Here is a 25568-nt window from a genome sequence, read left to right as displayed (position 1 = left end):
TCAGCGGTGGTGGTTCGGGTTGGCGCCGTGCGCGAACTGGCCGCCCTGGTCCGGGCCCGCCTGCGGCACCGGCACCCGCTGGAGCAGGTTGCGCACCAGGTCGGCGGGCGACCGGCGGGCCGCCTGCGCCTCCGCCGTCGGCACCAGGCGGTGCGCGAGCACCGGCACGGCCACCGCGTGGACGTCGTCGGGCACCACGAAGTCGCGCCCGGCCAGCGCCGCCTGCGCCCGCGCGGACCGCACCAGCTGGAGCGTCGAGCGCGGCGAGGCGCCCAGCCGCAGCTCCGGCAGCCGCCGGGTGGCCCCGACCAGCTCCACCGCGTACCGGCGGACCTCGGGGGACAGGTGCACCCGCCGCACCGCGTGCACCAGCTTGAGCACCTGGTCGGCGTCGGACACCGGGCGCAGGTCGGCCATCGGGTCGTGGCCCGCGTGCTCGTCCACCATCGCCATCTCGGCCTGCGGGTCCGGGTAGCCGATGGACACCCGCGCGGTGAACCGGTCGCGCTGCGCCTCGGGGAGGGCGTAGGTGCCCTCCATCTCGATCGGGTTCTGGGTGGCGATCACCATGAACGGCGCGCCGAGCGGGTAGGTCTGCCCGTCGACCGTGACCTGGTGCTCCTCCATGCACTCCAGCAGCGCCGACTGGGTCTTCGGCGAGGCGCGGTTGATCTCGTCGCCCACCACGATGTTCGCGAACACCGGGCCGGGGCGGAACTCGAAGTCGTTGTCCTGCCGGTTGTAGATCGACACACCGGTGATGTCGCTGGGCAGCAGGTCGGGGGTGAACTGGATGCGGCTGACCGTGCAGTCGATCGACCGGGCCAGGGCCTTGGCCAGCGAGGTCTTGCCGACGCCCGGCACGTCCTCGACCAGCAGGTGGCCCTCGGCCAGCAGGGTGACCAGCGCGACCCGCACCACCTCGGGCTTGCCGACGATGACCTTCTCCACGTTGGCGGCGATCCGCCCGACCACCGCGTGCAGCTCGGCGAGCACCTCGTCCGGCCGGACCTGCTGCCCCTGCTGGACCTGCCCCTGTTGGCCGAGCCCCTGGTGCGCCGCCCCGGGCACGTGGTTGTTCGCCGCCGGTCCCCCGCCACCCCCGTAGGAGTGTTCCGGCAGGGTGCCTGGCTGGGTACTCGGAGTCACTCGACCTCCTGGAGCAGGGCGCGGCCCTACCGCGACCGGTTCGCGGTGGCGGTGAGCGTTTCACGCAGTGTGTCAAACCAGGGCGAAGCGCCCCACACCGATTGAACAGTTTCGTGCACTCGGGTGCCACGGGCGCGGGGCGCGACCGGGGTGCGCCCGGTGCGCCACCCCGTTTCGCCACGATTCCCCACCCGGGCCGGGGTCGGACCGATTTTGCCCGGTTTCCCTGGGCCGTTCGGGTGTATTTCGGGACGGATCGCCTCACTCGGCGAGGTGGTGGCCGCCCACTTCCCCCACCGCCCTCCACCGGCGCCATCTTCGCTCTACCAGCGGAAACGTCCCGCTACACGTCGATCAACCACCCGGTTCAGCGTTGACTGTGGTGAAAAGTGGGGTACTGTGGCGGCCGGTGGGGCAGACGGGGGCTCCACCGCCGGTTCGGACGATCGGTCCCGGCACCGGGAGGTGGGCGCCGTGTTCCTGGGCACGCACCACCCGAGGCTGGACGACAAGGGCCGGCTGACGCTGCCTGCCAAGTACCGGGATGCGCTAGCGGGGGGTCTGATGGTCACCAAGGGCCAGGACCACTGCCTGTACGTGTTCCCCCGGGCCGAGTTCGAGCAGATGGCGCGCAAGGTGGCGGAGGCGCCGTTCACCAACGAGGCGGTCCGCGCCTACCAGCGCTACCTGTTCGCGGGCACCGACGAGCAGCGGCCGGACGGCCAGGGCCGGGTGCTGATCGCCCCGGAGCTGCGCCGGTACGCGGGGCTGACCAAGGAGTGCGTGGTCATCGGCGCGATCAACCGGCTGGAGATCTGGGACTCCCTGGCCTGGCAGCGGTACATGGACGAGCACGAGCAGCGGTACGCGGAAACGCGCGAGGAGGTGTTCCCCGGCCTGTTCTGACATCGGCTGGTCGTTCGAGGTTTCGGGTGCCGTTTGGCCTCGGTCCGCTCGGCTTTCGGCCCTGGCGCACCTTCCCCGGCGCCAGGTTCGACGGGCGGGCGGGGACCTGACTGCACCCGAATTTTTCGTCCCGGGCGCGACCGCGCCCGGGACGGCGACGACATGCAGGGCGCAACGCGAGGAGGGGGAGTCATCCAGGGAGGGTTCGTGGTGGAGCGGGCGCGGCACGTGCCGGTGCTGCTCGACCGGGTCCTCGGCCTGCTGGCCCCCGCGCTGGCCGATCGGGACGCGTTGTTCGTGGATTGCACGCTCGGCCTGGGCGGGCACTCCGAGGCGGTGCTGCGCGCCCACCCGCGGGTGCGGCTCGTCGGCCTCGACCGGGACCCGCAGGCCATCGCGCTGGCCCGGGAGCGGCTGGCGCCGTTCGGCGACCGGGTCACGCTCGTGCAGACCACCTACGACGGCATCGCCGAGGCGGTCGAGGGCAAGCGGGTCGACGGGATCCTGATGGACCTCGGCGTGTCCTCGCTCCAGCTCGACGCGGAGGAGCGCGGCTTCGCCTACTCCAGGGACGCCCCGCTGGACATGCGGATGAGCGCCGGCGCCGGGCCGACCGCGGCCGACGTGCTCAACACCTACTCCGCCGACGACCTGACCAGGGTCCTGCGCGACTACGGCGAGGAGCGGTTCGCCCGCAAGATCGCCGCGGCCGTGGTGCGGGAGCGCGCCAAGGAGCCGTTCACCACCAGCGGCCGGCTGGTCGAGCTGCTCTACGCGGCCGTGCCCGCGGCGACCCGCCGCACCGGCGGCCACCCGGCCAAGCGGACGTTCCAGGCGCTGCGCATCGAGGTCAACGAGGAGCTGGAGTCGCTGCGGCTCGCGCTGCCCGCGGCGCTGTCGGTGCTGGCCGTGGGCGGGCGGATCGTCGTGGAGTCCTACCAGTCCCTGGAGGACCGGATGGTCAAGCGCGCGTTCGCGGAGCTGGCCACCTCCACCACCCCCCTGGACCTGCCCGTCGAACTGCCCGGCCACACGCCGCAGCTGCGGCTGGTGACGCGCGGCGCGGAGCAGGCCACGGAGCAGGAGATCGAGGACAACCCGAGGGCCGCCCCGGTCCGGCTGCGGGCGGCGGAACGGATCCGGGAGGCGACGTGAGCGCACCGGCACGGACCGGCGGCTCGTCGCCGTACCCAGCCAAGCCGCGCGAGCGCGCGTTGCGCGCGGTGCCGGCCGAGCGCCGCCGCTCGGCGGCCGTCGAGCGGGCCTACGCGCGGCGGGCGCAGCGCTCCTCGCCCCGGCGCGGTCGCGCGGTGACGCGGCAGTCCGCGCCCGCGCCCAAGGCCCCGTTCGTGGTGATGGTGATGGTCGTGCTCGGCCTGGGCATCACGGCGATCATGTGGCTGTCCACGCAGGCGACCGCGGACTCCTACCGGCTCCAGGACGCGCGGGCCGAGGAGACGGGGCTGGCCAGGCAGGTCGAGCAGCTGCGCCGGGAGGTGGCCCTGGCGGAGTCGCCGCTGGAGCTGGCCGCCACCGCGGCGGAGCTGGGGCTGGTCCCGGCGGGCGACCCGGCCCGGCTGCGCCGGCTGGCGGACGGGACGGTGGAGGTGCACGGCACGCCGTCCGCGGTCGAGCCGCCGCCACCGCCCACCACCCGGTCCACGGCGCCGTCCACCACGCCTGCCACGGCGGCGTCCACGGCACCCCCGGGCACGCCGACCACCACGCCGTCCGCGCCCACCACGACGGCCACGCCCCCCGCCGGCGAGGGGCAGCAGACCCCGCCCGACCAGGGGCGACAGCAGCAGGGCGGGCCACCGCCCGCCGAACAGCCGGTAGCGGGAGGTCGTTGATGCCGGGTCCGAGTCGGGACAGACCCGTGCGGCGCCCGCTGTCGGTGCGCGGCTCCGCGCCCAAGCGGCGGGGCAACAGCCGGGTGCGGCTCGCGGTGGGCCGGTTCCTGCTGATCGGCGCGCTGGTCGCGGCGGGCCTGAAGCTGGTGCACGTGCAGGGCTTCCAGGCCGACGCGCTGTCCGCGCAGGCCGAGCAGCAGCGCGCCACGCCCATCGACATCCCCGCCGAGCGCGGGTCGATCCTGGACCGCAACGGCAACCAGCTCGCGTTCAGCGTCGAGGCCCGCGCCCTGTACGCCGTGCCGCGCCGGATGCGCGTCGAGTGGGGCAAGGCGCTGGAGAAGACGCCCAGGATCGGCAGCTTCGAGCAGCGCATCGCGACCATCGCCGAGGACATCGAGAAGGCCCTGGGCACGCAGGTCAACGGCCAGAAGACCGACCGCGACACGATGTTCGCCAAGCTGTCCCTGGACACCACCTACGTCGAGCTGGTCGACAACGTCGACCCGGCCAAGGCGGCGCTGATCACGGACAAGTACCTCGACATCGGCTCGGAGTACCGGGCGGTGCGCGTGTACCCCAACGGCGAGCTGGCGTCGAACATCATCGGCGCGGCGAACTGGCGCAAGAACGAGGAGCCGCCCGCCACCCACGGCCTGATCGGCCTGGAGAACTCGCAGGACAACCTGCTGGCGGGCAGCAACGGGCGGCGCGTCGTCGACACCATGCAGGGCAACGACGACGTGGTGATCCCGGGCCCCGACCGCTCGCGCGAGCTGGCGGCCGCCACCCCGGGCAAGAGCCTGGAGCTCACGCTCGACGTGGACACGCAGTACGCGTTGCAGCGGCTCGTCACCGACTACACCCGGGAGACGGCCTCGCGCACCGGGTCCGCGACGGTGCTGGACATCCGGACCGGCGAGGTCCTGGCGATGGCCAACGACAAGACGTTCGACCCCGCCGACTTCGGCCGGGCCACCGACGCGGAGCTGCGCAACACCGCGGTCTCGTCGGTGTTCGAGCCGGGCTCGGTGAACAAGGTGGTCACCGCGGCGGCGGCCATCGAGGACGGCGTCTACCAGCCGGACAGCGTGCTCCAGGTCGACGGCCAGATCAAGGTCGCGGACCGGGTGATCAAGGACGCGGTGGACCACGAGCTCCAGGACATGACGTTCACCGGCGTGTTCGCCAAGTCCTCCAACGTGGGCACGCTGATGACCGCCCAGCAGGTCGGCCAGGACCGGTTCGCCGAGATGCTGCGCAAGTTCGGCCTGGGCCAGCGGACCGGGTCGGGCCTGCCCGGCGAGGAGGCCGGCTACGTGCCGCCGCGCAACCAGTGGTCCGGCTCGACGTTCGGCAACCTGCCGATCGGCCAGGGCCTGAACCTGACGCTGCTCCAGATGACCGGCATGTACCAGGCGATCGCCAACGACGGCGTGCGCATCCCGCCGCGGATCATCCGGGCCGAGGTGTCGGCGGACGGCACGCGCAAGGAGACGCCGAGGCCGGAGGGCGTGCAGGTGGTCTCGCCGCAGACGGCGAAGACCGTGCGCGACATGTTCCGGGCGGTGGTCCAGGAGGACACGCCGCAGCAGACCGGGACCGGCCCGTCGGCGGCGCTGCCCGGCTACCAGGTCAGCGGCAAGACCGGGACCGCGCAGCAGGTCGACCCCACCTGCCGGTGCTACTCCTACAGCGACTACTGGGTGACGTTCGCGGGCATCTTCCCCGCCGACAACCCGCGGTTCGTGGTCGGCATCATGCTGGACCGGCCGACCAGGGGCCAGCAGTCGGCCGCGCCGCTGTTCCACGACATCGCCTCCTACCTGGCGCAGCGCTACCAGGTGCCGATGTCGGCGGAGCAGACCCCGGTAGTCCCCCTGATCCTCTGACCCCCCGCGCGAGTCGAACACTCAGACCGACCGTGTCGAACACTCGGAACCACCGTGTCGAACACTCAGGACCATCGTGTCGAACGCTCGGGACCCCCGAGTTCAACACCCGGGTTCGTCGCGGACCCCGTCCGCCGGACCTGAACGCAGAACTCACCCGTCCTGAGCGTTCGACACGGTGGTCCCGGGTGTTCGACTCGCGCGGTTCGGTGGGGTGCGGGAGGTCGGGAGCGGGTCCGGAGTGGACGTGCCGCACGACCACTCTGCGTGCGCCGGTAGCCTTCCGCGCGTGCCTGCCAAGCTCCAGGGCAAGGTCGCGACCGCCCCGCCTCGCCCTTCCCGCACCCAGCCCGTAGCCGTGGCGGAGCTCGCCGCCGCCGTCGACGCCCACCTGACCGCACCGGACCAGGCCCACGTCCAGGTCACCGGTGTGACGCTGCGCGCCCAGCACGTGCGCGCGGGCGACCTGTTCGCCGCCCTGCCCGGCACCCGGGCCCACGGCGCCGACTTCGCCGACCGAGCAGCGGCGGGCGGTGCGGTCGCGGTCCTGACCGACGCGGCCGGCGCGGGGAGGGTGAGCGGGCTGCCGGTGCTGGTGCACCCCGACCCGCGCGCCGTGCTCGGCGCGCTGGCCTCCCGCGTCTACGGCGACCCGTCCGCCCGGCTCGACGTCTGGGGCGTCACGGGCACGTCCGGCAAGACCACCACCACCTACATGATCGAGTCGGCGCTGCGGGCCGCCGGGCGGGCCACCGGCCTCATCGGCACGGTCGAGACCCGCATCGGCGCCGACCGGCTCGACAGCGCGCTCACCACGCCCGAGGCGCCGGACCTCCAGGCGCTGCTGGCCGTCATGCACGAGCGCGGCACCACCGACGTGACCATGGAGGTCTCCAGCCACGCGCTCGGCCTCGGCCGCGTCGGCGGCGTCGGGTTCGCGGTCGGCGCGTTCACCAACCTCTCCCAGGACCACCTGGACTTCCACCCGGACATGGAGGACTACTTCCAGACCAAGGCCCGGCTGTTCGACGGCCGGGCGCGGGTCGAGGTCGTCTGCGTGGACGGGGAGTGGGCGCCCCGGCTGGTCAAGGAGCACACCGTCACGGTGGCCACCACCCGCGACGCCCACTGGACCGCCTCGGACGTCGCCGTCACCCCCACCGGCGAGCAGTCGTTCACCGCGCACGGCCCCGGCGGCGCGACCCTCGACGTCGAGCTGCGGCTGCCCGGCGACTTCAACGTGGCCAACGCGCTGCTGGCCATCGCCTGCCTGTACGCCAAGGGCGTGCCCCTCGACGCCGTCCGGCGGGGCCTGCGGGACGTCCAGGTGCCGGGCCGGATGCAGCGCGTGGACGAGGGCCAGGACTTCACCGCCGTGGTCGACTACTCCCACAAGCCCGCCGCCGTCGCGCTCGCCCTCCAGGCCGTGCGCGCCCGCACCGCCGGCCGCGTCATCACCGTGCTCGGGTGCGGTGGCGACCGCGACGCCGCCAAGCGGCCCCTGATGGGCGAGGAGGCGGCCCGGCGCAGCGACGTGCTCGTCGTGACCGACGACAACCCGCGCGGCGAGGACCCGGCGGAGATCCGGGCCGCCGTGCTGCGCGGGGCGCTCGCCGTGCCCGACGCCGAGCGCGGCGAGGTCGTCGAGATCGGCGACCGCCGCGGCGCCGTGGAGCACGCCGTGTCCCTCGCGCGCGCCGGCGACGTCGTCGTGGTCGCGGGCAAGGGCCACGAGACCGGCCAGGAGGTCGCCGGGGTGGTCCACCCCTTCTCCGACGTCGAAGCGCTGACCACCGCGATCCGGGAGACCACCAAGTGATCCAGCTCAGCCTGGCCGAGATCGCCGAGGTCGTCGGCGGCACGCTGCACAACGCCACCGGCGACGAGGTCGTGACCGGCTCCGTCGAGTTCGACACGCGGAAGGTGACCCCGGGCGGGCTGTTCCTGGCCCTGCCGGGCGAGCGCGTCGACGGCCACGACTTCGCCGCGCGCGCCGTCGCGGCGGGTGCGGCCGGCGTGCTCGCGGCCCGCCCGGTCGACGCGCCCGCCGTCATCGCGCCGCCGGTCACCGGGAGCGACGGCCACGCGCTCGTGCTCGCGGGCGACGCCGACGGCGCGGGCGCGGCGGTGCTCGCCGCGCTGGCCAGGCTCGCCCGCCACGTCGTCGACCGGCTGCCCGACCTGACCGTGGTCGGCGTGACCGGCTCGTCCGGCAAGACCTCCACCAAGGACCTCATCGCGCAGGTGCTGACCCCGCTGGGCGAGACCATCGCGCCGCCCGGGTCGTTCAACAACGAGCTCGGGCACCCGTGGACCGCGCTGCGCGCCACCCCGGACACCCGGTTCCTGGTGCTGGAGCTGAGCGCGCGCGGCCGCGGCCACATCGCCGGGCTGTGCGAGGTCGCCCCGCCGCGCGTCGGCGCGGTGCTCAACGTCGGCAGCGCCCACCTCGGGGAGTTCGGCTCCCGCGAGGGCATCGCGCAGGCCAAGGGCGAGCTGGTCGAGGCCCTGCCCGAGGACGGCGTGGCCGTGCTGAACGCCGACGACCCGCTGGTGGCCGGCATGGCCTCGCGCACCAGGGCCCGGGTCGTCCTGGTCGGGGAGAGCCCCCGGGCCGCGGTCCGCGCCGCCGACGTCACCCTGGACGAGCAGGCCCGCGCCTCGTTCACGCTGGTCACGCCCCGGGGCGAGGCCCCCGTCCGGCTCGCCCTGCACGGCCCGCACCAGGTCGGCAACGCGCTCACCGCCGCCGCGATCGCGCTGGAGCTCGGCGCCGGCCCGCAGCAGGTCGCCGAAGCCCTCGGCCGTGCCGAGCGCGTCTCCGCGCACCGCATGGAGGTCTCCGAACGCCCCGACGGCGTGACGGTCGTCAACGACGCGTACAACGCCAACCCGGAGTCGGTGCGCGCGGCGCTCAAGGCGCTGGCCACCATCTCCCGCGCCACCTCACCGGCCCGCCGCAGCTGGGCGGTGCTGGGTCCGATGGCGGAGCTCGGCGCGGACCACGTCCGCGCGCACGACGAGATCGGCAGGCTCGTGGTCCGCCTGGACATCAACAAGCTGGTCGTCGTCGGCGAGGACGCCCGCGCGATGCGCCAGGGCGCGCACCTGGAAGGATCATGGGGAGAAGAAGCGATTCTGGTGCCGGACGTGGCGGCGGCCGCGGAGCTGCTGCGCGACGAGGTGCGACCGGGTGACGTCGTGCTCGTGAAGGCATCCAACTCATACGGCCTGTGGCGGGTTGCCGAGGCCCTCCTGGAGGCGGTCAGCAAGTGAAGAGCATCCTGATCGCGGCGGCCATCGCCCTGATCACGTCGATCATGCTGACGCCGTACCTGATCAAGATCTTCTCGCGGCAGGGCTTCGGGCAGGAGATCCGCGAGGAGGGCCCGCAGCACCACAAGACCAAGCGCGGCACGCCGACCATGGGTGGCGTCGCGATCCTGATCGCGATGTGGGCCGGCTACCTCGGCGCGCACCTGGTCAACTCGATGTCGGCGTCCGCGCAGGACCAGACGCCCAGCGCGTCCGGCCTGCTGGTGCTGATGCTGACCACCTCGCTGGGCGTCGTCGGCTTCCTCGACGACTTCATCAAGATCCGCAAGCAGCGCAACCTGGGCCTGAACAAGACCGCGAAGCTCGTCGGCCAGTTCATCGCCACGATCATCTTCGCCGTGCTGGTCATCCAGTTCCCGAACCGGGACGGGATCACGCCCGCCTCGGTGAACCTCTCGTTCGTGCGCGACATCACCGTGGTGTCGTTCGGCATCGTCGGCTTCGTGGTGTTCTGCTACGCCGCGATCAGCGCCTGGTCCAACGCGGTCAACCTGACCGACGGCCTCGACGGCCTGGCGGGCGGCACGTCGGCCATGGTGCTGGGCACCTACGTGGTGATCAGCTTCTGGCAGTTCCGCTACAACTGCTCCAACCTGCTCGTGGCCGGCTGCTACGACGTGCGCGACCCGCTGGACCTCGCGCTGGTCGCCGCCGCCGCGATGGCGGGCTGCATCGGCTTCCTGTGGTGGAACGCCGCGCCCGCCAAGATCTTCATGGGCGACACGGGCTCGCTGGCGCTGGGCGGCCTGGTGGCCGGCCTGTCCATCACCACCCGCACCGAGCTGCTGATGGTCGTCATCGGCGGCCTGTTCGTGGTGGAGGCGCTGTCGGTGGTGCTCCAGGTCGCGGTGTTCCGCACGTCGCGACGGCGGTTGTTCCGCATGGCGCCGTTCCACCACCACTTCGAACTCGCCGGGTGGGCGGAAACCACGGTGATCATCCGGTTCTGGCTGCTCGCGGGCATGTGCTGCATGCTCGGCCTGGGCCTGTTCTACAGCGAGTGGCTGACCGCGGTCGGGAGCTGAGCGCATGGGTTTCCTGGCCGGCCGCGACGTCCTGGTCGCCGGCGCCGGTGTCACCGGTCGGTCCGTGGTGGAGGCGCTGCTGGCGGCGGGGGCCTCGGTCACGGTGACCGACGCGTCCGCCGACCGCCTCGACGCGCTGGGGCAGCTGACGCCCGGGGTCGCCCTGGTGCCGGGCCTGGACGCGCCGCCCGCCGGCGTCGACCTGGTGGTGACCAGCCCCGGCTGGCGACCCGGCGGCCCGCTGTTCACGGCGGCGGCCGAGGCGGGCGTCGAGGTGATCGGCGAGGTCGAGCTGGCCTGGCGGATGGGCCTGGAGCTGGCCGACCCGCCCGCGTGGCTCGCGGTGACCGGCACCAACGGCAAGACGACCACGGTCGGGATGCTGGAGTCGGTGCTGCACGCGGCCGGCATCGACGCCGTGGCGTGCGGCAACGTCGGCCTGCCCGTGGTGGACGCGCTGCTGGCGGGCCACCGGGTGCTGGCGGTCGAGCTGTCGAGCTTCCAGCTGCACTGGTCGCCGTCCGTGCGGCCGTTCGCCGGCGTGCTGCTCAACCTGGCGGAGGACCACCTGGACTGGCACGGCGGCTTCGAGGAGTACGCCGCCGCCAAGGCGGGCGTCCTCACCGGTGAGGTCGCGGTGGGCAACGCGGACGACCCGGTGGTGTCCCGCCTGCTGTCCCGCGCGCCCGCCCGCACCCGCGTCGGGTTCACCCTCGGTGAGCCGGCGGAGGGCCAGCTCGGCGTGCTCGACGGGCAGCTGGTGGACCGGGCGTTCGGACCGGGCGCGGTGCTGCTCGGCGTCGGCGAGGTCCGCCCCGCCGGCCCGCCCGGGGTGGCCGACGCGCTGGCCGCCGCCGCGCTGGCGCGGGCCCACGGCGTGCCGGTCGAGGCGGTGGCCGCCGGCCTGCGCGGCTTCCGGCCCGGCGCCCACCGCGCGGAGCTGGTGGCGGAGGTCGGCGGGGTCGTCTACGTCAACGACTCCAAGGCCACCAACCCACACGCGGCGGAGGCGTCGCTGCGGGCCCACGACAGCGTCGTGTGGATCGCCGGCGGGCTGCTCAAGGGGGCCTCGGTGGAGGAGCTGGTGCGGAACCAGTCCCACCGGTTGCACGGCGCGGTGCTCATCGGCGCCGACCGCGAGGTGATCGCCGAGGCGCTGCACCGCCGCGCGCCGTCCGTGCCGCTGGCCGTGCTCGACGACGCGACCATGGAGGACGCGGTGCGGGCGGCCAGGTCCATGTCGCGGCCCGGTGACGTGGTGCTGCTCGCGCCGGCGGCGGCGTCGATGGACATGTTCACCGACTACGCCCACCGGGGTCACGCGTTCGCCGAGGCGGTGCGGGAGCTGGCCGGGCCCCCGCGCAGCGGGCCCTAGCCGGCCGTGATCGTGGTCGCCTTGGGCGACACGCCGCGAATCAGCGGCTTCCCCGGTGTGGTCCGGGAGACGATGGGGTCATGACTGCGGTGGAACAGCGGCCCGCCCGTGCGGGTAGGCCACGGCGGGCGGGTCGTGCGGTGGCGGTGCGCACGTCGTTGACCGCGTGGCTCGGCCGCCCGCTCGCGGACTTCCACCTGCTGCTCGCGATCTTCGGCATGTTGACCGCGATCGGCCTGATCATGGTCCTGTCGGCGTCCGCGCCCGACGCGGTGGCGGTGGGCGAGTCGGCGTTCAGCGTGTTCAAGAAGCAGCTGCTGTACGTGGGCGTGGGCGCGGTGATCTTCCTGGTGGTGCTGCGCATCCCGCTGCGCACCGTCCGGCACGGCAGCACCATGGCCATGCTCGTCAGCGTCGTCCTGCTCGGCCTGGTGCTCACGCCGCTGGGCACGTCCATCAACGGCACCCAGTCCTGGTTCAAGGTCGGGCCCGTCTCGCTCCAGCCGATCGAGCCCGCCAAGCTCGCGCTGGCGCTGTGGGGCGCGCACGTGCTGGTCACCAAGCGGGCCCTGCTCAACCAGTACCGGCACCTGCTGGTGCCGGTGGTGCCGGTGGCGCTGCTGCTGTTCGCGCTGGTGATGCTGCAACCCGACCTCACCGGCACGATCACCCTAGGCGTGGTGCTGATGAGCCTGCTCTGGTTCGTGGGCGCGCCGATGCGGCTGTTCGGCGTCCTGGTCATCGCCGCGGTCAGCGGCGCGGTGGTGCTGGCGATCACCGCCGCCTACCGGCTGGACCGCCTCCAGTCGTTCCTCAACCCGGAGGACGACCCGACCGGCGGCGGCCTCCAGGCGCTCCAGGCGCTGTACGCGCTGGCCGAGGGCGGGTTCTTCGGCAAGGGCCTGACCAACGGCAGCTCCAAGTGGCGCTACCTGCCCAACGTGCACAGCGACTTCATCTTCGCGGTCATCGGCGAGGAGCTGGGCTTCATCGGCTGCCTGCTGGTGCTCGGGCTGTTCGGCCTGCTCGCCGTGGTGGGGCTGCGGATCGCCGCGCGCAACACCGACCCGTGGATCCGCATGGTGTCCGCGACGCTGACCGTGTGGCTGGTCGCGCAGGCCGCGATCAACATCGGGTACGTGGTGCAGCTGCTCCCGGTCACCGGCATCACGCTGCCGATGATCTCCTCCGGCGGCACGTCGGTGGTCACCACCATGGTCGTGTTCGCCATCCTGGCCAGCTGCGCCCGCCACGAGCCGGAAGCGGTGGCCGCGCTGCGCTCGCTCGGTCCCGGCCGGGTCGGCGGGGTGCTGAAGCTGCCCGCGCCCGAGGCGTACAAGCCGCCGCCCCGCCGACGCCCGTCCCGGCCCTCCACGCCGCCCCGCGGGCGCAAGGCCGCGCCGCCGCCGGTGGACGAGAGGCGGATGGCCGGCCGGCACGCTCCGCCGTCGGAGTACCGCCGGCGCGAGTCCCGCAAGGCCGGTCAGGACCGGGACGTGCGGTCGCGCCGCCGCGACGGGCGCTGACGCCGCCGCGACGGGCGCTGGATCCGACTTTCGGCGGGGGCCGCCGCGCATTCGTCGGAATGCATTTCCGCAGTCATCGGGTTTTGCCGTGCGCGCTGCGGCGGCTCGGTGCGCACGGCTGTCCGATCATCCCACGTCCGCTGCGGGTTCCGTGTCGTTGGAGTGAATCGGACGGTAATTCTTCGACCTGATCGGACTATTTCGGAATTCTGCAAAAGCCATTGATACTTGTCGCGCCGGAAGTTGGGGTCGGGGGCCATTCAGCCGGTGTTCCGGTGCTGTTCCGACTGTTGTGGGCGGAGCAGTGGAAGCTCTTCTTGCTCTGTTCTCCCCAATTCTTTCCGCCACATGCGCAGGAGTGCGAAATCATGCAGACGACAAGTCGAAGAAAGAAGATCACGGCCGCCTTCGCCGGGCTGGTGCTGACCCTGGCCTGGGTGGTGTCCGCCCCGGCGGCCTCCGCCGCCGAGGGCAAGTCCGCGGCCTCCGCGACCGGGGGCACGCACTGCACCCTCTCCGTGAAGACCAGGGCGGTGGACTGCTTCGCCACCATCACCGAGTCGATCGCCCACGCCACGGGCGGCCGGGTGGCCGACGCGCCGGCCGACGTCCTCGCCGCCGTCACCGATCCCGGTGTGACGGCCCGGATCAACGGCGGCGGCCCCGGCGCGCTGGCCGTGCTCGGCATCCAGTACTACCTGTCGAACTACGGCAGCCACTCGCTGACCGTCAACGGCCCCGACGTGGGCTGCGACAACCCGGTCGACCCGCCCGAGTACTTCGTCGCGCCGCTGCCCAACCTGGTGCCCAGCGGCGGGATCAACTGGAACAACAACATCCGCTCCTTCCAGTCGTACTCTAACTGCTACCAGCTGATGTTCGACGACGCGGCCTGCACCGTGCCGCTCTACGGCTGGGCGCCCTTCGCCGCCGACCTCGGCGTGGCCAACGACCGCACCGAGTGCATCTACTGGTCGTGACCGGCGGGACTTCGCGCGAGCGGTCCCGATCGATCCGATGATCCCGGGTGGCCCCCGAGGGAAATTTCCCTCGGGGGCCACCCCGCGTCCGGTCGGTCCACGTCCGAATTGCCCGGGGTTCGTTGCCCGGAGTTCATCGGTCGGGGCCCTCGGTAAAGGATTCACCGGTGCGGTGGAATTACTCCGACATCCGACAGTTTTGTTTCACCGCCGATCCGACGCCGGGTCGGCTGGAAATGCGTCGGCGGACCGCCACCGGGCTTTTCGTCCGGTTCCGCGATTGTCCCGGGAGTGCGGGTCCGGGTGGCCGCGGAACCGGTCAGCCGTCGAGTTCCCGCAGCTCCGGCAGGCCGAGCCGCCGGCAGAGGTCGGGACCGCCGGGGAACACCCCGGCCACCCCGTCCGACACCACGCAGGCGACCAGCGCGGGGACCGCGTGCTCGGCCACGGGCGGACCCGCCTTGGGGTCGTGCTCCTGCGGCGCCACCTGGGCCGAGGCCGGGCCGGTGGTCAGCGCGCCCAACCCCCACAGCTCGGCGCACAGGGACACCGCCTCGTCGGCGACGTCGGCGGGCCGGCCCTCCAGGGTGACGCCCACCGCGTCGCCGCGGTGCCCCCCGACGTCGGCCTCGGTGTAGCAGCGGACCTGCTCGCGGACGGTGGCCGGCCGGGCCGCCACGTAGGCCGCCACGGCCACCCCGCCGGTCAGCGCGCACAGCACCACCGCTCCGGGCACCGCCCACCGGACGGCGCGGCGACCCGTCGCGGACCGCTCGGCGACCTCGGCCACCAGGTGCCTGCCTCGGGCGTCGAGCCGGTGCGGTGACATGGGGATCTGGTCGAAGGGCTCGGTCATCGCAACTCCTTTTCCAAGGTGGCGGGCCGGTCGAGCAGCTCGCGCAGGTGCCGGCGGGCCCGGTTGAGCCGGGAGCGGACGGTGCCGACGGGGACCGCCAGGGCGATCGAGGCGTCCTCGTAGCTCAGGCCCGACCACGCGCACAGCGCCAGCACGTCCTGCTCCTCGCGGCGCAGCCGGTGGTAGGCGGGCAGGATCGAGGCCATCTCCACCTCCGCGTCCACGCGGAGCGCGGCCACGTCGGCCGGGTCCGCCTCGTCCGCGAGCGGGGGCAGCCGGGCCAGCGCGCGCTCGTACCGCCCCAGCGCCCGCACGTGGTTGCGCACCACGTTGGTCGCGATGCCCAGCAGCCACGGCAGCACCGAGCCGGTGGCCGACGGCCGCAACCTGCTCCGCTGCCGCCACGCCTCCAGGAACACCACCGAGGTCAGGTCCTCGGCGGTGCTCCAGTTCCCGGTGCGCCGGAAGCAGTGGTTGTAGACGGCGTTCGCGTGCCGCCGGAACAGCGCGCCCATGCCCGCCGCGTCGCCCGCGGCGGCCCGGCGCCACAGCGCCTCGTCGTTCTCGACGGGCTCGACTGGGTCCATGTCCACTCATGTCCGCTCGGCGCGGTGCGGTTCCACCCGGTCCCGGATGGTGCCGTTGCTAGGCTCGGCGCGTCGAGTGGACGAGATCCCGACGAGATCCCGCAGCCCTGGAGGTTCCCCTGTCCGGCGATCGGCTTGTCCCCAACGGTCCGTGCGTGGTGGTCGCCGGAGGCGGCACCGCCGGGCACATCGAGCCAGCCCTGGCCCTGGCCGACGCGGTGATGCGGCTGCGGCCCGACGCGCGCGTGGTCGCGCTCGGCACCGAGCGTGGCCTGGAGAGCAGGCTCGTACCGGCCCGCGGCTACCCGCTGGAGCTGATCCCGCCGGTGCCGATGCCGCGCAAGCCGTCACCGGACCTGCTCAAGCTGCCGCTGCGGGTGCGCGGCGCGGTGAAGCTGACCCGTGACGTGCTGGAGCGCGTGCGCGCGGACGTGGTCGTCGGCTTCGGCGGCTACGTGGCCCTGCCCGCCTACCTCGCCGCGCGCGGCCGGGTGCCGATCGTGGTGCACGAGGCCAACGCCAAGGCCGGCCTGGCGAACAAGGTCGGCGCGAAGTTCGCCGAGCGGGTCGCGGCCGCCGTGCCCGACTCGGGCCTGACCGACGCCGAGATCATCGGCATCCCGCTGCGCCACTCGATCACCACGCTGGACCGGGCCGCGCTGCGGCAGCGGGCCCGTGCCCAGTTCGGCCTGCACCCCACCGCGCCGGTGCTGCTGGTGTTCGGCGGTTCCCAGGGCGCGCGGTCGATCAACAACGCGGTGTCCGCCGCCGCGCCCGCGTTCGCGCGGGCCGGGATCGGCGTGCTGCACGCGCACGGCCCGAAGAACACCGTGGCCGTGCAGTCGGTGCCGGGCGCGCCGCCGTACGTGCCGGTGCCCTACCTGGAGCGGATGGACCTGGCCTACGCCGCCGCGGACGCGGTGCTGTGCCGGTCGGGCGCGATGACCGTGGCCGAGGTGTCGGCGGTCGGCCTGCCCGCGGTCTTCGTGCCGCTGCCGCACGGCAACGGCGAGCAGGCGCTCAACGCCGGCCCCGTGGTGTCGGTGGGCGGCGGCCTGCTGGTCCCCGACGAGCAGCTGACCCCGGAGTGGGTCGCGGCGAACGTGGTGCCGCTGGTCGCCGACCGCAACCGGCTGGCCGCGATGACCGCGGCGACGTTGAGCACCGGGCACCGCGAGGCCGACGAGGTGCTGGCCCGCATCGTGCTGGAGGTGATCCGGAAGTGACGGATCCGGTCGGCGGTCGCCGTTCGGGCGCGAGGGGGAGGACGCGGTGAGCGACGTGTTGGAGCGGGTGCACCTGGTCGGGATCGGGGGCGCGGGCATGAGCGGCATCGCCCGCATCCTGCTCGCGCGGGGGGCGCAGGTGTCCGGTTCGGACGCCAAGGACTCGCGCACGGTGCTGGCGCTGCGGGCGCAGGGCGCGGCCGTGGCGGTCGGCCACGACGGCTCGCACCTCGACCAGTTGCCCGGCGGGCCGACCGCGGTCGTGGTGTCCACCGCGATCCGGGAGGACAACCCGGAGCTGGTCGCGGCGCGCGAGCGCGGGGTGGCGGTGCTGCGGCGGGCGGAGGCGCTGGCCGCGCTGATGGCGGGCCACCGGGTGGCCTGCGTCGCCGGCACGCACGGCAAGACGTCCACCACGTCGATGCTCACCGTGGCGCTCCAGCACTGCCGGATGGACCCGTCGTTCGCCATCGGCGGCGACCTGAACGAGTCGGGCGCGAACGCCCACCAGGGCGCCGGCGGCGTGTTCGTCGCCGAGGCCGACGAGAGCGACGGCTCGTTCCTGTTCTTCTCGCCCTCGGTCGCGGTGGTGACCAACGTGGAGGCCGACCACCTGGACCACCACGGCACCCTCGAGGCGTACGTGGGCGCGTTCGACTCGTTCCTGGAGCGGATCGAGCCGGGGGGCGTGCTGGTGGCCTGCGTGGACGACCCGGGCGCGTCGGCGCTGGCCGAGCGGGCCGCGAAGCTGGGCATCCGGGTCCGCCCCTACGGCCGCGCGGCGGACGGTCCGGGCTCGGCCCGCCTGGTCGACCACCGGCCGGAGGAGGGCGGCGGCCTGGTCCGGGTGGAGCTGACCGGCGTCGGGGGTGACGGCGGCCCGGCCGCCGGTGTCCAGGCCGCCGGTGTCCAGGCCGTGAACACCCGGGCCGTTGACGCCCAGGACTCCGACGCCCAGGACTCCGACGCCCAGGACTCCGACGCTCCGGACGTGCGGGTCGTCGACGTGCGGGTCGCGGTCCCCGGCGAGCACATGGCCGGCAACGCCGTCGCGGCGCTGCTGGCCGCGCTGGAGCTGGGCGCCGACCAGGAGGGCGTGCTGGAGGGCCTGGCCGCGTTCGGCGGGGTGCGCCGGCGGTTCGAGTACAAGGGCCGCGCCGCGGGCGTGCGCGTGTACGACGACTACGCCCACCACCCCACCGAGGTGGCCGCCCAGCTCACCGCCGCCCGCCCGCTGGCCGGCGAGGGCAGGCTGGTCGTGGTGTTCCAGCCGCACCTGTACTCGCGGACCCGCCTGTTCGCCGACGGGTTCGGCGCCGCGCTCGCCCTGGCGGACGAGGTGGTCGTGCTCGACGTGTACGGCGCGCGCGAGGACCCGCAGCCGGGCGTCACCGGCGGCCTGGTCGCCGAGCGCGTGCCGCTGGCGGCCGGCAAGGTGCACTACGAGCCGTCGTTCGACCGGGTGCCCGCGCTGGTCGCGGGCCTGGTCGGGGACGGCGACGTGGTCGTCACCATGGGCGCGGGCGACGTGACCGTGCTCGGGCCGGAGATCATCGGGGAGCTGGACGGAAGGTGAGCACGAAGACGGCGCGTCGCCGCCCGCGGCCCGCGCCGCGGCGGCGCCCGTCCCGCGGCCCCGCCCGCCCCCCGTCCCGGCGCACGGTGCTGCGCCGGAGGCTGGTGGCGGTGCTGGTCCTGGTGGTCGTCACGGCCACCGTGTGCACGGTGTGGTTCACCCCCGCGCTCGGCGTCCGCGAGGTCCAGGTGCGCGGGGTGGTGGAGATGACGTCCGCGCAGGTCGTCGAGGCCGCCGCGATCCGGCCCGGCACCCCGCTGGCCCGGGTGGACGGCGGGGAGGTGGCCGCGCGCGTGCGCGCCCTGCCGCGCGTGGCCGACGTGCGGGTGGAGCGCGTCCTGCCCGGCGTGGTGCGGCTCACCGTGGACGAGCGCGACCCGGTCGGCGTGGTCACCGGGCCCGACGGCGCGCACCTGGTGGACGCCACCGGCCGGGACTACGCGACCGTGGCGCAGCCGCCCGCCGGGCTGCCCGAGCTGAAGGCGTCCGGCGACGCGCTGACCGCCGTCGTGGGCGTGGTGACGCAGCTGCCCGAGGCGCTGCGCAGCGAGGTGCTGGTGGTCTCCGCCGACTCGCCCTCGGGCGTGCGGCTGACCCTGAGCGCCGGCCGCGAGGTCCGCTGGGGCTCCGCGGACGACACGCCGCGCAAGGCCGCCGTGCTGGACGTCCTGCTGACCCGGGACGGGTCCGTGTTCGACGTCTCCAGCCCGCAGCTGCCGACGGTGTCGTGACGTGCCCGTGGTGAACCCCGCCACACCGGCGCACCCGGTCGATTCCGCCACGCCGGGCGCGGCGGGCGTCGATACTGCGGGTGTGACGGGGAAGACGGAGGACGACCGCGTCGAGGTGCCGTTCACGGGGGACGAGCGGACCCTGCTGAACGCGTTCCTGGACTTCCTGCGCGGGACGATCGAGTTCAAGTGCGCGGGCCTGTCGGACGAGCAGGCGCGGCGCCCGGTGCTCCCGTCGCAGCTCACCACCGCCGCGGGGGTGGTCAAGCACCTGCGCTGGGTGGAGAACCACTGGTTCCGCGTGGTGCTGTCCGGACAGCCGAGCGAGGCGCCTTACACGCTGGAGGACCCGGACGCGGATTGGCGCGTCGAGCCGGGCGAGACGATCTCCGGTCTGCTCGCCGACTACGCTGCGGAATGTGCGGCGAGCCGGGAGGTCGCCGCGGGGCTCGACCTCGACCACGAGGTGGCGTTCCGCGGGGGTCGGCTTTCCGCGCGCTGGGTGCTGATCCACATGATCGAGGAAACGGGTCGGCACGCGGGGCACCTGGACGCGGTCCGGGAACTGCTCGACGGGGCAACGGGGGAGTAGACCGCTCACCCGGTCAGGAGACGACACGGCGTGGCTGCTGGACCGAGGCATTCCCGATGCATAACGTCCAGCAGGAACATACGGGGTTGACATAACTCTCCACCTCTGGTTGAGAGTTTCAATCCGGGTGGTGATCCGTCCGGGTGTGACACCGGTGGTCATCCACTCCAGCACATGAGCACGGACACGATCAGGAAGGCGAACCGATGACGCCCCCGCACAACTACCTCGCGGTGATAAAGGTCGTCGGCATCGGCGGTGGCGGCGTGAACGCCGTGAACCGGATGATCGAGGTCGGGCTCAAGGGCGTCGAGTTCATCGCGGTGAACACCGACGCCCAGGCTCTGCTGATGTCTGACGCCGACGTGAAGCTCGACATCGGCCGCGAACTGACCCGCGGCCTCGGGGCCGGCGCCAACCCCGAGGTGGGCCACAAGGCCGCCGAGGACCACAGGGAAGAGATCGAGGAGGTCCTCAAGGGCGCGGACATGGTGTTCGTCACCGCCGGCGAGGGCGGTGGCACGGGCACCGGCGGCGCGCCCGTCGTGGCCTCGATCGCGCGCAAGCTCGGCGCGCTGACGATCGGCGTGGTGACGCGGCCGTTCTCGTTCGAGGGCAAGCGGCGCGCGAAGCAGGCCGAGGAGGGCATCCAGGCCCTGCGCAACGAGTGCGACACGCTCATCGTGATCCCGAACGACCGGCTGCTCCAGCTGGGCGACATCGGGGTGTCGCTGATGGACGCGTTCCGCTCGGCGGACGAGGTGCTGCTGTCCGGTGTCCAGGGCATCACCGACCTGATCACCACCCCCGGTCTGATCAACCTCGACTTCGCCGACGTGAAGTCGGTCATGTCCGGGGCGGGCAGCGCGTTGATGGGCATCGGTTCGGCGCGCGGAGAGGGCCGGGCGGTGACGGCCGCCCAGAAGGCGATCAACTCGCCGCTGCTGGAGGCGTCGATGGAGGGCGCCCACGGCGTGCTGCTGTCGATCGCGGGCGGCAGCGACCTGGGCCTGTTCGAGATCAACGAGTCCGCGTCGCTGGTGCAGGAGGCGGCGCACCCGGACGCGAACATCATCTTCGGCACGGTCATCGACGACTCGCTCGGCGACGAGGTGCGGGTCACGGTGATCGCGGCCGGCTTCGACAGCGGCGGTCCGACCCACAAGAAGCTGGAGCCGCAGGTCCTGGCCGCCCCGCAGCGCGGCAACCCGGTCGCCTCGGCGACGGCGGGTGAGCTGTCGGTGCCCCAGCCCCAGCAGCCCCCGCCGATGGCCCAGCCCACCGTGCCCGCCGTGCAGCCGGTCCAGCAGGTGCAGCAGCCCGTGGAGCACACCCAGGTCGTCCAGCAGCGGCCGACCGTGCCCCAGCAGCCGCAGTCCCAGGGCAACGGCTCGCCCTACGGCTCGCCGGCGCAGCCGTCCGTGCCGCGCACCCTGTCGCCCGGCCTGCCGACCAGCGGCAGCCTCCCCAACCGGGCCGTCCCGGTCACCGACGACCCGGACGACGAGGTCGACGTCCCGCCCTTCATGCGGCGCTGACCTCACCCAGTTCTGCGTTCGAGGGCCCCCGGGACACCGTCCCGGGGGCCCTCGAACGCAGAACTCACCCCTCCCGAACGTTCGACACGGTGGTCCCGAACGTTCGACTCACCCGTCCTGAACGCTGAACTCACCCAACCCGAACGTACGACTCGCGCGGTCTGGACGTACGACACGCCGGGCCCGGACGTACGACTCGCGCGAGTCGTACGTCCGTGACGCGCGAGTCGTACGTTCAGGACCACCGTGTCGTACGTTCGCGACCCCCGAGTTCTGCGTTCGGGACGGGTGGGGGTGTGGGTGGGTGGGTCTGGGAAGCTGGTGGGGTGCGGATCCGTCGTGTTGTGACCACGCGTGAGGGCGGCGTGTCGAAGCCGCCGTATGAGTCGTTCAACCTGGGTGATCACGTGGGGGACGACCCGGTGGCGGTGGCCGCCAACCGGGAGCGGCTGGCCGCGGGGATCGGGTTGGCGCCCGAGCGGCTGGTGTGGATGGAGCAGGTGCACGGGCGGACCGTCGGGGTGGTCGACGGGCCCGTGGACGGACCGCTGGAGGCCACCGACGCCGTGGTCACCGCGCGGCCCGGGTTGGCGCTGGTCGTGCTGACCGCCGACTGCGTGCCGGTGCTGATGGGCGATCCCGAGGCGGGCGTCGTGGCCGCGGTGCACGCCGGTCGGGTGGGGGCCCGGGTCGGCGTGGTGCCGGCGGCGCTGGCGCGGATGGTCGAGCTGGGCGCGGAACCGGGGCGGGTCGAGGTGCTGCTGGGGCCGGCGGTCTGCGGGCAGTGCTACGAGGTGCCGGCCGACATGCGGGCCGATGTGGACAGGCACCTGCCGGGCAGCGCGAGCAAGACGCGGGCCGGCAAGCCGGCGCTGGACCTTCGGGCCGGGCTGTGGCAGCAGCTGGCCGACGCGGGGGTCGGCCGGATCGGCCTCGACCCGCGCTGCACGGTGGAGGAGAGGTCGCTGTTCAGCCACCGGAGGGAGCCGGGCACGGGCCGGCTCGCCGGGGTGGTTTGGGTGGACGGGTGAGCGGGCAACCACGCGGGGGAGCGGAGGGGGAGCGCTTGGAGCGGCGCGAGGAGTTGGCGCTGTCGCTGGCCGAGGTGCGGGCGCGGATCGCGAAGGCGTGCGCGGCCGTCGGCCGGGACGCCGACGAGGTCGGCCTGCTCGCGGTGACCAAGACGTTCCCGGCCGAGGACGTGGCGATCCTGCACGACCTCGGGCTGGCGGAGTTCGCCGAGAACCGCGACCAGGAAGCCGGTCGGAAGACCCGCGAGTTCGCCGGGCTGCGGCCGGGCGCGCGGGTCCGCTGGCGCATGGTCGGCTCGCTCCAGCGGAACAAGGCGCGGTCGGTGCTGGGCTGGGCCGACCGGATCGACACGGTCGACTCGACGCGCCTCGCCGACGCCCTCGCCAAGGCCGCGACCGAGCCGGTGGAGGTGCTGCTCCAGGTCAGCATCGACGGGGACGCGGCGCGCGGCGGCCACCCGATCGGTGACCTACCGCGACTGGCCGATCACGTAGCACGTTCGGGTGAACTTATTCTGCGGGGTGTGATGACCGTCGCACCCCTCTCCATGTCTCCACAGCAGGCGTTTGCTGCTCTGTACGAAGCGGTAACCCGCTTGCGGGACGATCATCCCGATGCCACCGTGATCTCGGCGGGGATGAGTGGTGACCTGGAAGATGCCATCGCACACGGCTCGACGTGCGTGCGTGTCGGAACAGCGTTGCTGGGCAGCCGGAGACTAGCCTCGCCGTAACTGTCCGGAACCTCCGGGACGACCGCGACGTCCTTGCGGGTAGGGATCATCGGCGGAGGAAGGGCTCGAACCATGAGCGGGTTTCACAAGCTGAAGGCCTACTTCGGGATGGTTCCCGCCGAGTACGCCGACGACCCCGACGCCTACGACGGTGACCGCCGCTACTCGGACTACCGGTCCGACTACGCCGAGGCCGACGACTACGAGCCCTACCCGGAGCAGCGCAACAACCGCCGTCGCTCGTTCAACGGCTACCGGCCCGAACTGGAGGAGGCGGACGACTACGAGCCCGATCGAGGTGCCCGACCACGTCGACCGTGGACGCCGGAAACCCACGGTGCGCTGGCCATCGAGCCCCAGCGCGAACCCGTGAGCAGGGTGCGCCCGACCCCTCCCGAACCCGCGCCCCACCAGTTGGGTCGCATCACCACGCTGCACCCGCGCAACTACAACGAGGCGCGGACCATCGGCGAGCACTACCGCGACGGCACGCCGGTGATCATGAACCTCACCGACATGGACGACGCGGACGCCAAGCGGCTGGTGGACTTCGCGGCGGGGCTCGCGTTCGCCCTGCGCGGGTCGATCGACAAGGTCACCAACAAGGTGTTCCTCCTCTCACCTCCGAACATCGATGTGACGGCGGAGGACCGGAGGCGACTCGCGGAGGGCGGGTTCCTCAACCGCGACTGAGGGGTGGCACAGTTGACGCTGTGGATGCCCTCTGGCTCGTGGTCTACTACGTGTTGTTCTCGTTCTGGGTGCTGCTCACGGCGCGTGTCGTCGTGGAACTCGTCCGAAGTTTCGCCAGGGGCTGGCGGCCTGCGGGCGGGGTCGCCGTGGCCCTGGAGACCGTCTACACGGTGACCGATCCCCCGGTCCGCCTGCTGCGTCGGCTCATCCCGACCGTGCGGATCGGCGGCGTTGGTCTGGACTTGTCCATTATTGTGCTGTTGCTGGTCGTTATCATTCTGATGCGAGTAGCCGATCCCAGGTGAGGGGACCAGGGATGTCCACAGCCCAGGAGTGCGTGAGGTGATCTGATGCCGTTGACCCCCGCGGACGTGCACAACGTCGCGTTCAGCAAGCCGCCGATTGGCAAGCGGGGCTACAACGAGGACGAGGTGGACGCGTTCCTCGACCTGGTTGAGGGCGAGCTCGCCCGCCTGATCGAGGAGAACAACGACCTGCGCCAGCAGGTCGAGCAGCTCGACCAGCAGGTCGAGACGGCGCGTGCCGACCTGGAGGACGCGCGGGCGAAGATCGCCGCGGGTGTCGGTGGTCCCAGTCGGGTCGTCGACGAGCCCCGCAGGCTCGCCCCCGTGCCGCCCCCCTCGGCGCTGGAGCAGACCTCACCCGGTGGTGGCGGTGACCACCACGTGCAGGCCGCCAAGGTCCTGGGCCTCGCCCAGGAGATGGCGGACCGGCTCACCGGGGAGGCCAAGGCCGAGGCCGACGGGATGCTGTCGGAGGCCCGGACCAAGTCCGAGCAGCTGCTCTCCGAGGCCCGCTCCAAGGCCGACACCATGGTCAACGAGGCGCGCACGCGTGCCGAGACCATGCTGAACGACGCGCGAACCCGTTCCGAGACGCTGGAGCGGCAGGCCAGGGAGAAGGCCAGCGCGCTCGACCGCGACGCGCAGCGCAAGCACGCCGAGGTGATGGGGAACATCACCCAGGAGAAGAACACGCTGGAGAAGCAGATCGACAAGCTCCAGACGTTCGAGCGCGAGTACCGCACCAGGCTCAAGACGATGCTCGAATCCTCGCTGCGCGACCTCCAGGACCGCGGCCCGGCCGCACCGTCCGACGGTCGTCAGCAGGGTGGGTACACGTTCGGGGCCCGTGCCGAGGCCGGCTGATCGGCCGGCGTGCGGTGTCGGCGTGCGGTGTCGGCGTGCGGCGCTGATCTAGTCTGCTGCACGTGCTGTACGTAGTCCTGCTGCTGGTGCTGGTCGCGCTGGGTCTGCTCGTGCCCGCGCTGACCAGCACCCAGAGCCACTGGGCCTGGTTGTCGGTGGGTGCCAGCGGGGCCGCCGCGGTGGTCCTGGTGCTCGACTGGTGGCGTCGTCGTCGCCGGTCGGGTGTCGGGGGCGCGTCGGTGGGTCCCGCGGGTCCTCCGGTGGTGCCGGTCGGTGGGCGGGACCGCGGTGGTGATCTCGAGAGTGCCGGTGGCGCCGCCCCGGCCGCAGCTGATCGGACCGACTTCGGGGGTCGGGACGGTGGGGGTGCGGTCGGTGGCGGCGCTGCTGTGCTCGGGGGTGTCGAGCCCGGTGAGGTCGGGCCCGGCGAGGTCCGGCCTGGCGGCGTCGAGCCCGGCGGCGTCCGGTCTGATGACGTCGAGCTCGATGACGTCGAGCCCGGTGAAGAGGACGCGGACGCGGCGGACTCGCTCGTCGTGGCCGACCTGACCGACGAGGTCCGGGTGCTCGACGAGCGGCCCCGCTACCACCTGGTCGACTGCCCGTGGCTCGGGGCGCGGGACTCGCTGGCGCTGCCGATCGACGAGGCCCGCCGGCTGGGGTTCACGCCCTGCGCGGTGTGCGCGCCGGACGCCTCGCTGGCGGCTCGTGCGCGGGCTGCGCGCGAGGAGTCGTAGCCGGGGTCGGCTGCCTGCCTCGGGGAACAACCGGGTGGCGCGGTCGGTTACCCTTG

Annotated in this window: 23 protein-coding genes and 1 pseudogene; 21 read left to right on the top strand and 3 right to left on the bottom strand. The window is 73.1% G+C overall.

Features of this window, described 5'->3' with window-relative positions; genetic code table 11:
* A complete protein-coding gene (locus Q5530_RS19200; protein WP_415363999.1) occupies positions 1 to 1149 on the bottom strand; it encodes an AAA family ATPase in 1149 nt (382 codons plus the stop codon).
* A 474-nt stretch (positions 1150 to 1623) separates the two neighbouring features.
* Between Q5530_RS19200 and mraZ the strand changes: the two genes are divergently transcribed.
* The 10 genes from mraZ to Q5530_RS19150 all read left to right on the top strand — a co-directional run bounded on the left by mraZ (position 1624) and on the right by Q5530_RS19150 (position 14042).
* Positions 1624 to 2055: a division/cell wall cluster transcriptional repressor MraZ gene (gene mraZ, locus Q5530_RS19195; protein ID WP_380638742.1), complete on the top strand. Its 432-nt coding sequence runs from the start codon at positions 1624 to 1626 to the stop codon at positions 2053 to 2055.
* A 162-nt stretch (positions 2056 to 2217) separates the two neighbouring features.
* Positions 2218 to 3210 (top strand): 16S rRNA (cytosine(1402)-N(4))-methyltransferase RsmH, encoded by a 993-nt coding sequence (rsmH, locus tag Q5530_RS19190; RefSeq protein WP_415363996.1) that lies wholly within the window; start codon positions 2218 to 2220, stop codon positions 3208 to 3210.
* On the top strand, positions 3207 to 3908 hold the full coding sequence (locus Q5530_RS19185) for a hypothetical protein (protein ID WP_415363995.1): 702 nt from the start codon (positions 3207 to 3209) through the stop codon (positions 3906 to 3908). Before rsmH ends, Q5530_RS19185 begins: the two co-directional genes overlap by 4 nt.
* On the top strand, positions 3908 to 5800 hold the full coding sequence (locus Q5530_RS19180) for a peptidoglycan D,D-transpeptidase FtsI family protein (protein WP_415363993.1): 1893 nt from the start codon (positions 3908 to 3910) through the stop codon (positions 5798 to 5800). The genes Q5530_RS19185 and Q5530_RS19180 overlap by 1 nt, the downstream gene beginning before the upstream one ends.
* A gap of 289 nt (positions 5801 to 6089) precedes the next feature.
* Positions 6090 to 7619 (top strand): UDP-N-acetylmuramoyl-L-alanyl-D-glutamate--2,6-diaminopimelate ligase, encoded by a 1530-nt coding sequence (locus Q5530_RS19175; RefSeq protein WP_415363991.1) that lies wholly within the window; start codon positions 6090 to 6092, stop codon positions 7617 to 7619.
* The gene (locus Q5530_RS19170; protein ID WP_415363990.1) at positions 7616 to 9076 is read left to right on the top strand and encodes a UDP-N-acetylmuramoyl-tripeptide--D-alanyl-D-alanine ligase; all 1461 of its coding nucleotides are present in this window, start codon (positions 7616 to 7618) and stop codon (positions 9074 to 9076) included. The genes Q5530_RS19175 and Q5530_RS19170 overlap by 4 nt, the downstream gene beginning before the upstream one ends.
* Complete coding sequence (mraY, locus tag Q5530_RS19165; protein ID WP_415363989.1) at positions 9073 to 10161, top strand: phospho-N-acetylmuramoyl-pentapeptide-transferase; 1089 nt, start codon at positions 9073 to 9075, stop codon at positions 10159 to 10161. The genes Q5530_RS19170 and mraY overlap by 4 nt, the downstream gene beginning before the upstream one ends.
* A 4-nt stretch (positions 10162 to 10165) precedes the next feature.
* Positions 10166 to 11536, top strand: coding sequence for a UDP-N-acetylmuramoyl-L-alanine--D-glutamate ligase (murD, locus tag Q5530_RS19160; protein WP_415363988.1), 1371 nt, complete (start codon positions 10166 to 10168; stop codon positions 11534 to 11536).
* A gap of 80 nt (positions 11537 to 11616) precedes the next feature.
* A complete protein-coding gene (gene ftsW, locus Q5530_RS19155; RefSeq protein ID WP_415363986.1) occupies positions 11617 to 13062 on the top strand; it encodes a putative lipid II flippase FtsW in 1446 nt (481 codons plus the stop codon).
* A 368-nt stretch (positions 13063 to 13430) separates the two neighbouring features.
* Positions 13431 to 14042, top strand: coding sequence for a hypothetical protein (locus tag Q5530_RS19150; protein WP_415363984.1), 612 nt, complete (start codon positions 13431 to 13433; stop codon positions 14040 to 14042).
* Positions 14043 to 14361: 319 nt separating this feature from the next.
* On the opposite strand, the gene Q5530_RS19145 is transcribed toward Q5530_RS19150, so the two are convergent.
* Positions 14362 to 14898, bottom strand: coding sequence for a hypothetical protein (locus Q5530_RS19145; protein ID WP_415363983.1), 537 nt, complete (start codon positions 14896 to 14898; stop codon positions 14362 to 14364).
* Positions 14895 to 15485, bottom strand: a complete 591-nt coding sequence (locus Q5530_RS19140) for an RNA polymerase sigma factor (RefSeq protein WP_380638729.1) — start codon at positions 15483 to 15485, stop codon at positions 14895 to 14897. The genes Q5530_RS19145 and Q5530_RS19140 overlap by 4 nt, the downstream gene beginning before the upstream one ends.
* A 155-nt stretch (positions 15486 to 15640) precedes the next feature.
* Here Q5530_RS19140 and murG point away from each other — a divergent pair, with 155 nt between their 5' ends.
* The 11 genes and pseudogenes from murG (at position 15641) to Q5530_RS19085 (ending at position 25512) form a co-directional block, all read left to right on the top strand.
* Positions 15641 to 16711 carry an undecaprenyldiphospho-muramoylpentapeptide beta-N-acetylglucosaminyltransferase gene (gene murG / locus Q5530_RS19135; RefSeq protein ID WP_415363981.1) on the top strand — a complete coding sequence of 357 codons (1071 nt, stop codon included), beginning with the start codon at positions 15641 to 15643 and terminating at the stop codon, positions 16709 to 16711.
* A 58-nt stretch (positions 16712 to 16769) separates the two neighbouring features.
* Positions 16770 to 18287, top strand: a pseudogene (locus Q5530_RS19130) (UDP-N-acetylmuramate--L-alanine ligase); the annotation flags it as partial.
* Positions 18284 to 19018 (top strand): cell division protein FtsQ/DivIB, encoded by a 735-nt coding sequence (locus Q5530_RS19125; protein ID WP_380638726.1) that lies wholly within the window; start codon positions 18284 to 18286, stop codon positions 19016 to 19018. The pseudogene Q5530_RS19130 and the gene Q5530_RS19125, both read left to right, overlap by 4 nt.
* 82 nt (positions 19019 to 19100) lie before the next feature.
* On the top strand, positions 19101 to 19610 hold the full coding sequence (locus Q5530_RS19120) for a DinB family protein (RefSeq protein ID WP_415363979.1): 510 nt from the start codon (positions 19101 to 19103) through the stop codon (positions 19608 to 19610).
* Positions 19611 to 19816: 206 nt separating this feature from the next.
* The gene (ftsZ, locus tag Q5530_RS19115; protein WP_415363978.1) at positions 19817 to 21148 is read left to right on the top strand and encodes a cell division protein FtsZ; all 1332 of its coding nucleotides are present in this window, start codon (positions 19817 to 19819) and stop codon (positions 21146 to 21148) included.
* Positions 21149 to 21474: 326 nt separating this feature from the next.
* Positions 21475 to 22179 carry a peptidoglycan editing factor PgeF gene (gene pgeF, locus Q5530_RS19110; RefSeq protein ID WP_415363976.1) on the top strand — a complete coding sequence of 235 codons (705 nt, stop codon included), beginning with the start codon at positions 21475 to 21477 and terminating at the stop codon, positions 22177 to 22179.
* Positions 22176 to 22913, top strand: coding sequence for a YggS family pyridoxal phosphate-dependent enzyme (locus Q5530_RS19105; RefSeq protein ID WP_380638723.1), 738 nt, complete (start codon positions 22176 to 22178; stop codon positions 22911 to 22913). The genes pgeF and Q5530_RS19105 overlap by 4 nt, the downstream gene beginning before the upstream one ends.
* Positions 22914 to 22985: 72 nt before the next feature.
* Complete coding sequence (locus Q5530_RS19100) at positions 22986 to 23606, top strand: cell division protein SepF (RefSeq protein ID WP_415363974.1); 621 nt, start codon at positions 22986 to 22988, stop codon at positions 23604 to 23606.
* A 20-nt stretch (positions 23607 to 23626) separates the two neighbouring features.
* The gene (locus Q5530_RS19095; protein WP_380638721.1) at positions 23627 to 23911 is read left to right on the top strand and encodes a YggT family protein; all 285 of its coding nucleotides are present in this window, start codon (positions 23627 to 23629) and stop codon (positions 23909 to 23911) included.
* Between the two features lie 45 nt (positions 23912 to 23956).
* Positions 23957 to 24775, top strand: a complete 819-nt coding sequence (locus Q5530_RS19090) for a DivIVA domain-containing protein (RefSeq protein WP_380638720.1) — start codon at positions 23957 to 23959, stop codon at positions 24773 to 24775.
* Between the two features lie 62 nt (positions 24776 to 24837).
* Positions 24838 to 25512, top strand: a complete 675-nt coding sequence (locus tag Q5530_RS19085; RefSeq protein WP_415363972.1) for a hypothetical protein — start codon at positions 24838 to 24840, stop codon at positions 25510 to 25512.
* Positions 25513 to 25568 lie beyond the last annotated feature (56 nt).

The sequence above is a fragment of the Saccharothrix sp. BKS2 genome (assembly GCF_047689505.1).
Classification (GTDB): domain Bacteria; phylum Actinomycetota; class Actinomycetes; order Mycobacteriales; family Pseudonocardiaceae; genus Actinosynnema; species Actinosynnema lopnurensis.
This window is presented reverse-complemented; position numbering and strand designations above follow the sequence as displayed.

What these genes read in the sequence shown, in the direction of transcription:
- ftsW (WP_415363986.1), top strand. Translation starts at nt 11,617, where the DNA reads ATGACTGCGGTGGAACAGCGGCCCGCCCGTGCGGGTAGGCCACGGCGG.
- murD (WP_415363988.1), top strand. Translation starts at nt 10,166, where the DNA reads ATGGGTTTCCTGGCCGGCCGCGACGTCCTGGTCGCCGGCGCCGGTGTC.
- ftsZ (WP_415363978.1), top strand. Translation starts at nt 19,817, where the DNA reads ATGACGCCCCCGCACAACTACCTCGCGGTGATAAAGGTCGTCGGCATC.
- Q5530_RS19100 (WP_415363974.1), top strand. Translation starts at nt 22,986, where the DNA reads ATGAGCGGGTTTCACAAGCTGAAGGCCTACTTCGGGATGGTTCCCGCC.
- Q5530_RS19090 (WP_380638720.1), top strand. Translation starts at nt 23,957, where the DNA reads ATGCCGTTGACCCCCGCGGACGTGCACAACGTCGCGTTCAGCAAGCCG.
- Q5530_RS19180 (WP_415363993.1), top strand. Translation starts at nt 3,908, where the DNA reads ATGCCGGGTCCGAGTCGGGACAGACCCGTGCGGCGCCCGCTGTCGGTG.
- Q5530_RS19145 (WP_415363983.1), bottom strand. Translation starts at nt 14,898, where the DNA reads ATGACCGAGCCCTTCGACCAGATCCCCATGTCACCGCACCGGCTCGAC.
- rsmH (WP_415363996.1), top strand. Translation starts at nt 2,218, where the DNA reads ATGCAGGGCGCAACGCGAGGAGGGGGAGTCATCCAGGGAGGGTTCGTG.
- Q5530_RS19140 (WP_380638729.1), bottom strand. Translation starts at nt 15,485, where the DNA reads ATGGACCCAGTCGAGCCCGTCGAGAACGACGAGGCGCTGTGGCGCCGG.
- Q5530_RS19150 (WP_415363984.1), top strand. Translation starts at nt 13,431, where the DNA reads ATGCAGACGACAAGTCGAAGAAAGAAGATCACGGCCGCCTTCGCCGGG.